This window comes from Streptomyces sp. NPDC090025 (assembly GCF_044748125.1).
Classification (GTDB): Bacteria; Actinomycetota; Actinomycetes; order Streptomycetales; family Streptomycetaceae; genus Streptomyces.
In genome coordinates this window covers 71,697-85,210 of the sequence record NZ_JBIVFL010000009.1, presented here as the reverse complement: position 1 = coordinate 85,210, position 13,514 = coordinate 71,697, and the positions used below count along the sequence as shown (strand labels likewise).

The window sequence follows — 13,514 nt, the reverse complement described above, 5'->3', positions numbered from 1 at the left end:
GGACTCAGCCGCGCGGCCCGGGCGGTACGGGCGGTCCGGAACGGTAGGGGTCCTGCCCGTACGGCGGGTCCGCGGGATAGCCGCGCAGCTGCTCGTCGGCGGCACGCCGCTGCCTCGCCCGTACGACACCGAACCCGACCGCTCCTCCGACGAGCACCACCGCCACGGCCCCGAGCGCGATCCACAGCGTGGTGCCGCTCCCACCGCTCTTGCCGGAAGAGGCGACGGGGGCGACGACGTCGACCTGGGGGCCGTGCTGCGAGTTGGCGACCCGGGTCAGCTTCTGGTCGATGGCCCCGACGCCGACGACACCGGGGGTGGCGCCGGGGTACTCGGGCAGGTTGGCCCGGTCGCCGGAGTTGCCGACGGAGGCGAAGACGAGGGAGCCCTTGTCGAGGGCGTAGCGGACGGCGTCGGTGAGATGGTCGGAGCCGGTCTGGACGCCCTGCGAGATGTTGATGACCTTGGCTCCGGCGTCGGCCGCGTACCGAATGCCCTCGGACGTCAGCCTGTTGAACTCCTCGTCGCCCGCCTTCTGGCTCCGGCCCGGGTCCGGCTCGGGCAGCCGGATCGGCAGGATCTTCGCCTCGGGGGCCAGACCGAAGGCACCGTCGCCGCCGCGCGCCCGGCCCGTCCCGGCGATGAGCCCGGCCATCCCGGTCCCGTGCCCGTCGAGGTCGGTGTGCTCGTCGCCGGAGGCAGCGGGGGCCAGATCCTTGCCGTCGAGAACCCGGCCGACCAGATCGGGGTTGTTCTTGTCCACACCGCTGTCGATCACGGCGACCGTGACGCCCTCGCCCTTGCTGATCCGCCAGATCTCGTCCGCGCGGAAGGTGTCCAGGTGCCACTGCTGCGCCCGGATGCTGTCGGCGTACGCGGCGCCGGGAGCGACACCCACCAGCAGGGCCCCCAGCCCGACCGAGGCCAACACCCGGCCCCGGCCCCGACTCCGACGCCCGCCGTTCCGTCGCATCTCGCTGGCACTGGTGCCGGTGCCGGTGCTGGTACGCATCTGCTCCCTCGCGCTGATCAGGAACGGGGGGCCCTTGCCCGTACGACACCGAACGCGACCGCTCCCCCGACGATCACCGCCGCCGCGACCCCGAGGACGATCCACAGCGTGCTGCCACTCCCACCACCGCTGGAGGCGGCGGGATCCACGGCAGCGGACTCGGCCGGGACCGACGGCGCCGACGTCTCGGGCGAAGGCGTGGCCGAGCCGGGCGGGTTGGACGCCGCCGGCGGGGTCGGGGACGCCGCTGCGGCGGCGAGATCCGGAAGCGGGTAGACGTCGGCGGGGCCGGGGTCGCCCGGGGTGGTCAGGGCGACGCGGGGGCGGAGGGAGCCGTAGCCGATGAGGTCGGTCCGGTCCTTGCCGTTCTCCGGCTTGCCCGCGGTGTTGAGCATGACGCGGAGGACCTGGTTGTTGGTCCAGGTCGGGTGCTTGGCCCAGATGAGGGCGGCGGAGGCGGAGGCGATGGCGGTGGACGCACTGGTCCCGCTGCCGCCGCAGACCTTGGTTCCCTGGGAACAGCCCGAGACCATGTCTTCTGCCGGAGCCGCGAGGTCGACCTGCGGACCGGACTGGGACTTCGGCCACCGGGCGGCCTTGCGGTCAAGTCCTCCCACGCCCACGACGCCAGGAGTCGCGGCGGGATAGTTGACCTCGTTCAGTCGGTCTCCGGTGTTGCCGACACCCGCGAAAACGAGCTTGTTCTTGGAGAGCGCGTACCGAACGGCATTGGCGAGTTCAGGACCCGGCTCGTGGTCGTTCGCCACCGAAATGCTGATGATCTTCGCCTGGGAGTCGGCGGCGTAGCGGATGGCCATGGCCATGCCCTCCGAGAACGAGTAGTTCACACCGTTCTTCTGCTGCCAGCGTTCCTGGTTGTACGCGATCCGGATCGGCAGGATCTTCGCCTTCGGCGCCAGCCCGTATGAGCCCTGCTGCGGCCCACGTGCACCCGTCCCGGCGATCAGGGTCGCCATCGACGTGCCATGGTCGTCGACGTCGTTGTTCTCGTCACCCGACATGTGGGAGTAGTCCTTGCCGGGCAGGACCTGGCCGCGCAGATCGGGAATCGTGTCGTCGACGCCGGAGTCGATCACCGCGACGGTGACCCCCTCCCCCTTGCTGATCTTCCACATCTCGTCCGCCTTCATCGCGTCGAGATGCCACTGCATGTCCCGTACGGACTCGGCGTGGGCCGGGTCGGCGGCGATGCCCAGCAGTGTCAGGGCGAGCAGGGCGGCGCCGAGGGAACCGCGGCGTATGGCCCGTCCACCGCTGGTGCGCATCTATGTCTCCGTGTCTTCAGTCAGTCGGTCGTGGCGGGGGCGTGCCAGATCGGCGAGGTCAGTCGACGACCGGGGGAACAGTGGGGCGCCTGCCCCGCTGCTGCCAGGTCTCCTCGTCCTCGACAAGGTACTCGGGACGCCTGCCGCGCTCCTCGCGCTCCTCGTCGTCGCCGGGGCGGACGAGTCCGGTACCGCCGGGGGTGAAAGGCCGTCCGGTGCCCGTGCCGTTCCGCTGCGGCCTGCCGCCGACGACGCCGCCCTGCTCGGTGGCCAGGCGGCGGCCGGACGCACGGCCGTTGCCGGTGCCCGCACCGGGAGTGCTCCCCGCGTGCGGGCCCATGGCGCCTGCCCCGCCCATGCCGGGCCTGCCGGTCGTCGGCTCCTGGCCGATGACGGTCCCGCGCGGGATGGCAGTGCCACGTCCGGCAGCCGTGGGGGGCACCGGACGGCCGCCGACGATGCCGGGCTGCTGGGGTGCTCGGGGCGGCAGCGCGCCGACGGACCCACCGGGACCGACGGGCCCGATCGGCCCCGGACGCAGCGGCGGAATGCCCTTGGCGGTGCCGCCGGTGATGGGCAGGGGCGGCGGGACGGTGGAGGGGCCCTTGGTGAACGTGGGCGGTATGGCGCCGACACCGCCCGGGTAGGAAGGCTGCTCCGGCTTCATGGTGCCCGGACCGGGGCCGGGGCCGGTCGGCGTGGTGGGCGGAACGGTCGGAGTGTCCGGGCGGGTGATCACCGAGTCGATGCCGAGATCGACCGGGACCTCGGGGCGGACGGAGCCGGGCCGGGTGGGGTCCACGCCGGGACGGCGCGGATCGCCGTCCGAGCCGGGGACCAGACGGTGGTCGGTGGTGGTGTCCGGGCGGACACCGCCGGTGTCCCGGGAGGTGACAGTCTTCGTGGTGTACCTGCGAGGCCGGCCCTCCGAGTTTCCCGGCACCTCGATGTACTCCCGTTCCGGGCGGACCCAATCCTCGCCCAGGTACCCCGCCGGCGGCGGGAACACCGGTCGCTGCGCGTCGTTCACGCGCGAGCCCTCGAACGTGTACGTCTGGGCGAGCGAACGCAGCTTCATCAGGGCCTCGATGCGCGCCTTCTCCCGGGCGCCCGCCGCCGCGTTCATCTCGGTGGTGGCGTCCTTGACGTCGGTCTTGCCCGCGCCGGGATCGTGGCGTGCCGCGTTCAGGACCTTCTTGGCGGTCTCATAGTCCGCCTTCGACGACGTGCTGGTCTTGGCGATCTCGTCGACACCGCCGCGCGCCACGGCCATGGCCTCGGCCGAGCGCGCCAGGCACTCGCTCGCCAACTGCGCGTAGGAACCAAGGTGGTGGGTGGCCTTGGCGGTCTCGGACGTCCACTCGAGGAAGGACTCGGCTCCCGCGCCGCTCCAGTCGAGTTTGCGGACACCGCGCTGTTCCAGGTGCTCGGCGATGGCCGTGATCTTGTCGGCCACGGTCTTCAGCTTCAGCGACAGGGACGTCGCCCGCTCGTGCTGGATGGGCGTGAGCATGGCGACCAGTTGCTCGTTCGACAATCCGTCGAGCGGCGTGGTCTTCGCCTCCGGCGCCTTGCCGCCGCCGGGCTTGCCCCCGTTCGGCTTCCCACCGCCCGGTGTGTCGTTGCTACCCATGAGTCCTCTCCCCCGTCCCCGAACTCGTACTCGTCTCTGCGCTCGCCGTCGCGCTCAGGCCCTCGCTGGTGATGCCCATCGAGCGCTCAGAACCCTTGCGTGGAGTCGTCGCCGTCGGCGACCGGCGGGTGGTTCTGCGGCGTGCCCCCGGACTTGTCCGGCAGCGGGTTCTCGGGGCGCGTCTCCAGTTGCAGATCGGTGATCTGCGTGTTGAGCGTGCTCATCCGGGCCTTGAGGTCGTCGTCGATGTTCTCGTACCCGGTCTTCGCCAGGTCGATCGCGATCTGCATGCTCTCCATCTGCAGGCCCAGGACCTTGGAGAACATGACCAGTTCGCGGCGCACGACGTCGTACGTGGAGAACAGGAAGTCCGCCTCGTGGAACCCGGGTCCCGCGAGCGCCCCCTGCTCAAGCCACTCCGCGCCGACCTTGCCCGGCCCGGCGTCCGACTCCTTGAAGTCGTCGAGGAGCGCCTTGACGTCGTTCCTGAGCTTGGACAGCTCGACGACCTCGTACGCCATGGCCGCGGCTGCCGCCGCGACCACCGCGGGCCCGCCCAGTAACGGCACCATCGAGAGCGCTCCCTTGAAGGCTCCGCTGTCGTCCACCACCGCCGCCGCCATGATTCCTCCCCCGTACCCGCCCGACACGTCGCGTCATGTCACGTCGACTCTTCACTGTAGGCAGGACGACGGACAGAACACAGTCACCAGTTGCAGCCACAACACGCTTGTTGCCGCACCGACTTGACGAACATCGATTCACCCACTCCTGTCGATGGGGCCCGGCGGCCAGGTCTTCGTCGGCTTCAACGGCTTGATCACCGGAGTCGCCGGCAGACCCGCGTCATCCACACAACCCAGCTTGCGCACCAACGCCAGCGTCACCGAATGCAGCACCACGAGGTTGTCCTCGCGAGTCGCCGCGGTGTCCGAAGTCGTCGACCTCCACACCTTCAGGCTCCCCATGATCCGCGCCGGCCGCGTCTCGGACCCCTTCAACTGAGGGCTGACACAGTCGACATACAGATAGGACCACCGATACCCGATCTCAGCCTCCACACCCATCTCATACGGATAGACAAAAGGATCCTCGGCATGAGTACGAAGACCCTTCTCGCTAAACGGCTCGAAAACGATGTCGAGGGAGTTTTCGGTATCTCGGGCCGCGATCGCGCATCTGCTGTTCTCGGGGCTGTAGAGGAGATTCTTGTCGTAGTCGGACTTCCGTTCCGCCGCCACACGATCGAGCCAACCCGCACGCGAACCCATGAACGTCTCACTGTCGAGCGCCCGCTTCAACGCCGGCACCGCAGCCTCCGAGATCGCGCCGTCACACTGCTCCCGCGCGGCCACCTTCGGCTTCGGGGGCTCCTCCCGCCCACAGGACACCAGAGCCCCAACTGCCACCCCACACGCCACCAGCACACTCGCACCTCTGGTAAGGCCGGAACCACGTATCACTCCGGCCCCCCGTCCCCCGCCTGAGGAAGCGTGCCCCTGCGCACCTGGTCCTGCCCTCCGGAATCGTAGGAGTTCTTTCGGATTTGATTCAGATCGCTCAACTGATCATCATTCAGCTGACTTTGGTGCTCCATGATGAATTGGTCCAGGGGGAGAAAGGCTCTTCTTCTACCTTGGCCGTATACGCTTGTCGTCGCTTCCTTGGTCTGCTGTTCCAGGTCTCCCTTGTGGTCATCGACCGACTTGTCCGACCAGTCACCGACCAGCTGGCCCGCCACCGTCTCCAGGGCCGAACTTCCCGTGTCCACCGCGAGCGGCACCACGATGGCCGCGGCTCCAGCGGCCACGGCGGTTGCGGGGAGCAGGGCCGCTCCGACACCCACGGCGGCCCCGGCGCCGAACTCGATCCACGCGCCCCGCGCTTCCTGTGCCTTCGCGTAGTCCTCCTGGACCTTCACCGCCTCGGCCTCGATCTGGCCCACCCTTGCTCGGTCCAACAAACCCTGCACCGTCGCACCGGTGCTCGCGATCTCACCGATCCGGGCCACCGGTAGTGGGGCACCGTCGTGTTCCCGTACCTCGCGCTCCATCACACTCGTGACGTAGAGCGGCTCCGCCACCGACAGGGTCGCGTAACTGTCCGGATGCTGTGCGAGGGTGCTGAGGAAAGCAGTCGCATCCTGATTACGGAAGGTGGCGTGGGCGGTCGAATCAGCCATTTCTCCACGCCATGCGAAGGCGTTGGTGGCGACCGGCCCGTCCGCGAGACTGCGATTGAGGTCGTCGATATACCCCGCGGCCATCGTCCCCAGGCTGTCCGACAAGACGGAATGATGTTCCTTCAGGAACTTCGCATCCCCGTATCTCTGAACGACCTCCTCCATGATCCGCGACGTCGTCGCGTCCCGCAGCAGCTTCGGCTCCGGGTCGTCCCACGCATGCCCCAGCGTCGCCGCCTCCAGCGCGTGTCCCAGCGCGTCCGGCAGGAAGTCCTTCGACTTCGTGACCTCGTCGGGCGTGTGACGGTCGATGTCCGGGAACTGGGCGTATTTCTCGTCCGTGAAGATGCTCAGGTACGTCTTGGGCGCACGCTCGCCGTTCGTCCCCAGCGTGAAGTCACCGCCCACTGTGCCGTTCGTCTCGTACGAGGTCGCCCTCTTGGAGAAGAACTCCTTTGCCGCCTCCGGGCTGTGCCCGAGCGCCTCCAGGACCGGCACCACAGGGTCGTACCCGGCGCCGTTGGTGCCCGACGGGTTGAAGAGGTTCTGGCGAGGCCCCCCGTAGCCCTTGTTCGTGGCGAACATCTGCGGGTCTTTGGCGTGCAGTTGGGTCACGTGCTCGGCGATCGGCACGAGGAACTTCGGGTTGTAGTCCCCGTACCGGAGCAGCCCGCCGAGCAACTGGTACCCGTAGGGCGGGTTGTAGTCGTTCTTCGCCATGGGGAGGCGTTCGGCGCCGAGTCCTCGCAGCGCGGTGGACCATCGGTCCGCCCACGCGTCGTCCGAGCGGGTGGCACCCGCCAGGGTCAGGCCCAGGTTCTTCTGGAGGTCCCGCACATCGGTGAGACGTTGTTCGTCGGGCTTGCCGTACTCGTACGTGTCGGCCGACAGCTGTCCGAAGAACTCGAGCGCGCCCTTCGGACCCAGACCGTCGTAGAACGTCCGCGAGAACACTGCGGATCCGTTGTTGTCGCCCAACAACTCATTGAGACGGGCGAGTTCGGCATGAGTCAGATCGCGGCCCTTGCGAGCGAGGGCGAGCGCGCGGTCGGCCTCTTCCTCGTCGAGGCTGTTGTACCTCGGGGCGCTGAAGTCGTGCCTGCTCGGTCCTGCGTCCGCGCGGAGCGCGTTGGCGCATGCCTCGTCGGCGTCGTCGCAGGTCTCCAGGACGGCGTCGATCCGCTTGCGCATCGAACCGATGGCCTGGTTCTGTCTGTTGATCAGGTCCCGGAAGTCGGGGTCGTTGCGGACGGCGGGGTCGCTCGTCGTGGCGAGCGGGTGAGCTGCCTCGACCACCCCGTCGGACCGGATCACCAGGCCCTGCCGCGGAGCCTCCTCGGCCAGCCCCCGCAGGTCGCCCTGGGCCTTGTGGAAGGCGGCGTAGCCCTCCTGGAGGACCCGGCTGATGCCGTCGGCGGCCTTGGCCGCGTCCGCGAACTCCTTGGCGGCCTTGTCGACGAACGGCTTGGTGACCTCGGCGTTCATTCCGCGCCAGTCGTCGTCCTTGGCCTTGGCTGCCATCGTCGTACGGGCGTCCTCGGCCAGCCGGTCGAGGCGGGTCTTCATCTCGGCCCAGTGGTCGACCGCCGTCTTGAGCTTGGCGAGCGATGCCTGGGTGACGTTCTCGTACGTCAGCACGGTCGGCTCTTCTCCCCTACGTCAGATAGCGGTCGAGGGCCGACACGGTGAACGCCGCCTCGATGTCGGCGTCGTCCCGCGCGTGCGCGGCGGCGCTGTGGTCGAGGTGGTTGGAGATCTGCGCGCAAGCGGCGAGCAGCGTGCGGACCTGGGAGGACCAGGTCTCCCTGACGGTGGTCAGGGCGGAACCCGTACGGAATCCGTTCTTCGTCAGGTCACCGCCCGACTCACCGGTGGCGGCCTCCGCGTGGACGCCGTCCTTCAACAGGCGCCCGTGCAGGACGTACGCGGCGTGACCGATGGCACCGAGCCGGTCCTGCCGGACGGCGAGGTCGGCGCCGCCGGGTCCCTGTCCCGGCCCCTGTCCTGCTCCGTCCGCCTGGTTGAGGCGCATGGCGACGCGCTCGCGCGCCGCGGCACTGGCGGATCGCCACTGCTCGTCGAAGGTGTCGGACGACACCGCTCCCCCTCCCTCGCGGCCGTCAACGGCCACTCCGGTTCGCTCTGTTGCCCCAGAACATGGTGGTGCTGTCCGATGGTAGGACCAGGTGGGGGGCGGGATGCAAAGCGGCGCGAGGGTCGGGCGTGTGCGAATGCGACGATGTCGGCGGCGACAGCGACCGTGGCCGGGCACGGCCGACGGCGCCCGACCGGCTGCCGCACCGGGCAGAGCGCCGTCAGGGGTCACCCGTCAAGGGCAGGCCCGTCAGGGGCAAGCCGTCCGACCGTCAGGGCCAGGCCGTCAAGCCGTCACCACCGCCGACTGGGGCCGGATCGGGAGGCGGTTGACCGGGCGGCCGGTGGCCGCGCGGACGGCGGAGGCGACCGCCGCCGGGGAGGTGACGACGGGGATCGCGCTGGCCGGTTTGGCGCCGAAGGGGGCGACCACGTCGCGTTCCTCGACGAGCTTCACGATGCGGATGTCGGGGGCGTCGAGGGAGGTCGGCAGGGCGTAGCCGGTGAGGTCGGGGCGGCGGACCAGGCCGCGGGAGGTGCGGAGGTTCTCGGTGAGGGCCGCGCCGACGCCCTGGGTGACGCCCGCCTCGATACGGGTGGCGAGCTGGGCCGGGTTCAGGATGCGGCCGACGTCCTGGGCGACCGCCATCTCGACGACCCGGACCGTACCGAGCTCCACGTCGACGTCCACCACCGCGCGGATCGCGCAGAAGGCGAGGCCCACGAACGCGTCGCCCTGGCCGAACTCGTCGAGCGGTTCGGTCGGGTGCGGGCGGCACTGGGCGGTGGCCCAGAGTTCCTTGCCGTCCATCGCCTCGGCGACCGTGGTCGACAGGACGCCGTCGTACGACGTGATGCGGCCGTCGTTGATCTGGAGCAGCTCCGTCGACATGCCGAACTTGTGGGCCAGCGGCTGCAGAAGCTGCGTCCGCACCATCTTCGCGGCCCGCTCCACCGCCCCGCCGGACACCCAGGTGTGCCGGCCGTGGGTGGCCGGGCCCGCCGGGGGCTGGTCGGTGTCGACGGGGGCCACGTGCACCTCGTCGACGCCCAGGGTCTCCTGGACGATCTGCCGGGCGAGCGTCGTGAAGCCCGAACCGGTGTCCACGGCCGCGCAGATGACCGTCGCCACCCCGTCCAGGACCCGGACCGTCGCCGTCGACACCTCGTCGGTGCCCTCGGCACCCAGCATGTGCACCATGCCCAACGCGTAGCCGACTCCGCGCCGCACGGCACCCGGGTCGCCCGCGCCGTCCGGGCCGCCGGGCAGCAGCCACTCCTCCTCGGGCGCGTCCATCGGCAGCGGCGGCAGCGGGAAGTCCCGTACGGCGGCGAGGAGTTCGGCCACCGGCGCCGGACAGGTCACGGTCTGACCGGTGGGCAGGATGTCGCCGGTCGCGAGGACGTTGCGCATCCGCAGTTCGGCCGGGTCGAGCCCCAGCTTCCCCGCCAGCTTGTCCATCTGCGCCTCGTACGCCGCGCACACCTGGAGCGCGCCCTCGCCCCGCACGTGCCCGGACGGCGGGTTGTTGGTGCGCATCGCCCAGCCCTCGACGAAGGCGTGCGGCACGACGTACGGGCCACAGGCGAAGGAGACGGCCGCGGCGAGAGACTCCGCCGAGGAGTCCGCGTACGCGCCCGCGTCCAGCAGGATCTGCGCCTCCACCTTCACCAACCGGCCCTCGCCGTCGGCGTGGTGGCGGTAGCGCAGCAGGGTGGGGTGGCGGTGGGCGTGGCCGAGGAAGGACTCCTCGCGGGTGGCGGTGAGCTTGACCGGGCAGCCGGTACGGAGCGCGAGCAGGCCCAACGGGATCTGGAAGCCCGGGTCCTCGCGGTCGCCGGTCGCGCCGGGCACCCCGGTCACCACCAGCTTGACCTGATCGGGCGTCAGGCCGAAGCAGGCGGCGGCCAGATCGCGGTCGGTGTGCGGATCGGTCGACGCCGTGTAGATTTCGACGCCGCCGTCCGGCCGGGGCACGGCGAGCCCCGCCTCGGCGCCGATCGGCGCGGTGTCCTGCCGCCCGATCCGGTACAGCCCCTCGACGACGATCTCACCGGCCGCCTCCGGATCACCGAAGCTCAGCGGGATGTGCCGGATCAGATTGCCGTCCGGGTGCAACGACGGTGCGGTGAAGGCCCGTTCGGCATCGGTGACCGGGTCGAGGAGCTCGTACTCGACGGCGATCGCGGCGGCCGCCAGCCGCGCCGTGTCCGGGTGGTCGGCGGCGACCGCGGCGATCGCCTCGCCGTGGTGGCGCACCAACTCGGCCGCGAACACGGGCCGGTCGGCGACCCGCCGCCCGTAGGTGGCCGCCCCGGGCACGTCGGCGTGGGTGACCACGGCCCGTACCCCCGGCATCTCGACCGCCGCCGAGGTGTCGATCGACACGATCCGCGCGTGCGGGTGCGGCGACCGCAGGATCGCCGCCCACAGCAGGCCCTCGGCCCACAGGTCGGAGGCGTACGGGAAGGTGCCCTCGGTCTTCGCCCGCGCGTCGGCCTGCGGCAGCGAGACGCCGAGACCCAGACCGGCAAGCGGGCCGAGGCCCTCGGGCTCCGTGGTCGTCGGGTCGCTGCTCACGCCGTGCCTCCGTCGTGCGGGTGGGGGATCTGGTGCGGGATGCGGGCGGCGCCGCCCGCGTCATCCGGCGCGGGACCGTGACCGTGGGCCGGGGCGGGAGCAGGGGCGGAGTGGCCGAGGAAGTCGGCCCCGGCGACGGACGCCGCACCCGCACCGCTGCCGGCCGCGCCGCCCTCGCGGGCGGTCACGATCTCCCGTACGGCGTCGAGGACGCCCCGGTAGCCGGAGCAGCGGCACAGGTTGCCGCACAGCGCCTGCCGGGTCTCCAGCTCGGTCGGCGCGTGGTTGCCCTCGAGCAGGTCGTGCACGGTCATCGCCATGCCGGGGATGCAGAACCCGCACTGCACCCCGCACTTCGCGAGCGCCCGCTGCACGTCGGACGGCTCGCCGTCGACAGCGAGCCCCTCCACGGTGCGCACCTCGGCCCCGGCGGCGGTCGCGGCCGGGACCAGGCAGGAGGCCACCAGACGCCCGTCGACCTGCACGTTGCACGCGCCGCACTCGCCCTGCGAGCAGCCGTCCTTGGCCCCGGCGAGGCCGAGGCGCTCGCGCAGCACGTAGAGCAGCGACTCGCCGATCCAGGAGTCGGTGACGGGGCGGTCGACGCCGTTGACACGGAGGGTGTAGGCGCTGGTCGGGTGCTCGTCGCTGTCCACGGACATGCCCGAGGCGATGAGCGCGTCCGCTTCGGCCTGAATGCCGGATGCGCCGGATGCGCCGGATGTGTCGGATACGTCGTGCGCGGCGTGCGCGGCGTGTTCGTCGGGCCCCTCGTGCACGTCGGGGTGTACGTCGAGCGCGTCGGCCGCGTCGTGTCCGGCGGGTACGTCGGCGAGGGCGACGCCCTCTTCAGGCTCACGCTCGGGTACGAGTCCGGGCTCGCCCTCCGCCTCCGATACGGCCTCCGGCCCCAGCCCCGGCCCCAGCTCCGGCGCCGGCGCCTGCCGGTGCTCCGCCGCCACCGGCTCCGTCACCGCCCACGGCGCGGGCGCGCCGCCCGGCAGCGTCGCGGGGGCGCTGCTCGCGTAACGGGCCAGCCGGGCCGCGGTGTACTCGCCCGAGTCGTCCAGGGCCTCCGCGGCGTCCTCGACCGTCGGGATGGTCCACTGCCCGGTGGCCGCCGACGCGGCCTCGTAGACGTCCGGAACGTCCGGCGCCTGCGCCCCAGGAACCGCCTCGGGAAGAACAGACGCCTCCGGCGCCTCGTACGCCTCAGGGGCCTCGTCCACCGGCGGCATCGTCCACGCCCCGGTCGCCCCCGGGTCCGTCGCCGCCGCAGGCGTCAGCGGCACGATCATCGGCGGCGGCACATAGCCGTGGCCCGGCGCCTCCAGCGGGGTGCCCTCCAGCATGAACTCCGGCGGCAGCTGCACGAAGGCCGTCGCGTCGCCGTCGTACCCGTCGCCCTGCGGGACCGGCTCCCAGCCGCGCCCCGGCCGCACCGGCCGGCCGCCGCCGTGCGCGTCCCGCTCCTGGTCCTGGTGTGCCTCGCTCACGACAGTGCCCTCCCCAGTGCCCGTCGGGCCAGTGCGGCGACGGTGCGCCGCAGGTGCAGTACGGCCGGGGGCAACTGCTCGCCGCCCTGCGGGTCCGGGACGCAGGCGGCGCCGACGTACTCGCCGAACGCCGTCAGCGCCTCCGGGGCCAGACCCCGCTCGCCGTCCCAGTCGACCAGGGAGGCGATCCACTGCTCGGCCTCCAGCGGCCGCAGCGGCATCGGCGCGATCGCGCCGACCGCGCAGCGCACCCCGCGGCGCGCCGGGTCGAGCACGACGGCGACGGAGGCGGTGGCGCGGGCGGGTCCGGTGCGTCCGGTGGCCTTCAGGAAGACCTGCGGGGCGTGCAGCAGCGGCACCCGGACGAAGGCGACCAGCTCGCCGGGCGCCAGCAGGTCACGGCCCGCGAGGAGGTGGCTGACGGGCAGCTCACGGGTGCCGAGCGGGCCGACCACGACCAGGTCGGCCTCCAGGGCGGCGAGCACCGGCAGCGAGTCGCCGGTGGGCGCGGCGGACACGATGTTGCCGCCGAGGGTGCCCGCGTTGCGGATCTGCGGCGGGCCCGCGACCCGGGAGGCGGCGGCGAGGGCCGGGATGAGCGCGGCGAAGTCGGGGCGGCCCATCCGGGCGTGGGTGAGTCCGGCGCCGAGCAGGGCGTGGCCGTCCTGGTACTGCCAGCCGCGGATCTCGTTGATGCGGCTGAGTCCGACGAGTCCGGCGGGGCGCAGCTGGCCGCGGTTGACGGCGGCCATCAGGTCGGTGCCACCGGCCACCGGAACGGCGGCCGGCATGGCGGTGAGCGCCGCCACTGCCTCGTCGAGCGAGGCGGGCAGCGTCACGGCCCGCGCGGCCCGTGATGCCGTCTGTGGTGCGTGCGTGGTCAACCCGCTGCCCCTTCCCGGTGTCCCGGTGATCCCCGGCCGTCCCCGGCTGTCGCGCCTGTGTGGCCGTACCGTACGTGCTCACGGCCCGGACGTGGCAACTCTGGCACATCTTCCGAGCCGTACGGCGCGAGGGTCCGCGAAGGACTGTTCCGTCCCGGAGGTACGGGGACCTCCCACGAGCGACGGTAACTTCCGGTTTGCCGCTTGTGGGTGACCCCGGGGGGATAGGTGCCTCACACGTGCGGGGGCGGCGGGCGCGCCGCACGCGCGCGCGTGGGCACGAGCATGGGCATGGGCATGGGCATGGGTTCCGGATACCGGCCCCCACGCGCGCGTAGGGGCCGGA

The 13,514-nt window shown here is 71.6% G+C and carries 10 protein-coding genes; all 10 read right to left on the bottom strand.

Translation table 11 applies throughout. The features are described from left to right. Positions 1-4 precede the first annotated feature (4 nt). Positions 5-1,012 carry a S8 family serine peptidase gene (locus tag ACIPXM_RS21175; RefSeq protein ID WP_401657554.1) on the bottom strand — a complete coding sequence of 336 codons (1,008 nt, stop codon included), beginning with the start codon at positions 1,010-1,012 and terminating at the stop codon, positions 5-7. Between the two features lie 17 nt (positions 1,013-1,029). After that, on the bottom strand, positions 1,030-2,298 hold the full coding sequence (gene mycP, locus ACIPXM_RS21170; protein ID WP_401657552.1) for a type VII secretion-associated serine protease mycosin: 1,269 nt from the start codon (positions 2,296-2,298) through the stop codon (positions 1,030-1,032). A gap of 58 nt (positions 2,299-2,356) precedes the next feature. Beyond that, positions 2,357-3,931, bottom strand: coding sequence for a hypothetical protein (locus ACIPXM_RS21165; protein ID WP_401657550.1), 1,575 nt, complete (start codon positions 3,929-3,931; stop codon positions 2,357-2,359). A gap of 86 nt (positions 3,932-4,017) precedes the next feature. Beyond that, complete coding sequence (locus ACIPXM_RS21160) at positions 4,018-4,554, bottom strand: hypothetical protein (RefSeq protein ID WP_401657548.1); 537 nt, start codon at positions 4,552-4,554, stop codon at positions 4,018-4,020. A 138-nt stretch (positions 4,555-4,692) separates the two neighbouring features. Then, positions 4,693-5,286, bottom strand: coding sequence for a hypothetical protein (locus ACIPXM_RS21155; protein WP_401657546.1), 594 nt, complete (start codon positions 5,284-5,286; stop codon positions 4,693-4,695). Between the two features lie 104 nt (positions 5,287-5,390). After that, the gene (locus ACIPXM_RS21150; RefSeq protein WP_401657544.1) at positions 5,391-7,751 is read right to left on the bottom strand and encodes a hypothetical protein; all 2,361 of its coding nucleotides are present in this window, start codon (positions 7,749-7,751) and stop codon (positions 5,391-5,393) included. Between the two features lie 16 nt (positions 7,752-7,767). Then, positions 7,768-8,211: a hypothetical protein gene (locus tag ACIPXM_RS21145; RefSeq protein WP_401657542.1), complete on the bottom strand. Its 444-nt coding sequence runs from the start codon at positions 8,209-8,211 to the stop codon at positions 7,768-7,770. 282 nt (positions 8,212-8,493) lie between these two features. Then, a complete protein-coding gene (locus tag ACIPXM_RS21140; protein ID WP_401657540.1) occupies positions 8,494-10,788 on the bottom strand; it encodes a xanthine dehydrogenase family protein molybdopterin-binding subunit in 2,295 nt (764 codons plus the stop codon). After that, entirely contained in the window at positions 10,785-12,284 is a 1,500-nt protein-coding gene (locus tag ACIPXM_RS21135; protein ID WP_401657538.1) for a 2Fe-2S iron-sulfur cluster-binding protein, read from the bottom strand. The genes ACIPXM_RS21140 and ACIPXM_RS21135 overlap by 4 nt, the downstream gene beginning before the upstream one ends. Beyond that, on the bottom strand, positions 12,281-13,168 hold the full coding sequence (locus ACIPXM_RS21130) for an FAD binding domain-containing protein (protein WP_401657536.1): 888 nt from the start codon (positions 13,166-13,168) through the stop codon (positions 12,281-12,283). Before ACIPXM_RS21130 ends, ACIPXM_RS21135 begins: the two co-directional genes overlap by 4 nt. Positions 13,169-13,514 lie beyond the last annotated feature (346 nt).

Excerpts from the sequence above, each read along its gene's own strand:
- ACIPXM_RS21175 (WP_401657554.1), bottom strand. The coding sequence starts at position 1,012 with ATGCGTACCAGCACCGGCACCGGCACCAGTGCCAGCGAGATGCGACGG.
- ACIPXM_RS21160 (WP_401657548.1), bottom strand. The coding sequence starts at position 4,554 with ATGGCGGCGGCGGTGGTGGACGACAGCGGAGCCTTCAAGGGAGCGCTC.
- ACIPXM_RS21165 (WP_401657550.1), bottom strand. The coding sequence starts at position 3,931 with ATGGGTAGCAACGACACACCGGGCGGTGGGAAGCCGAACGGGGGCAAG.
- mycP (WP_401657552.1), bottom strand. The coding sequence starts at position 2,298 with ATGCGCACCAGCGGTGGACGGGCCATACGCCGCGGTTCCCTCGGCGCC.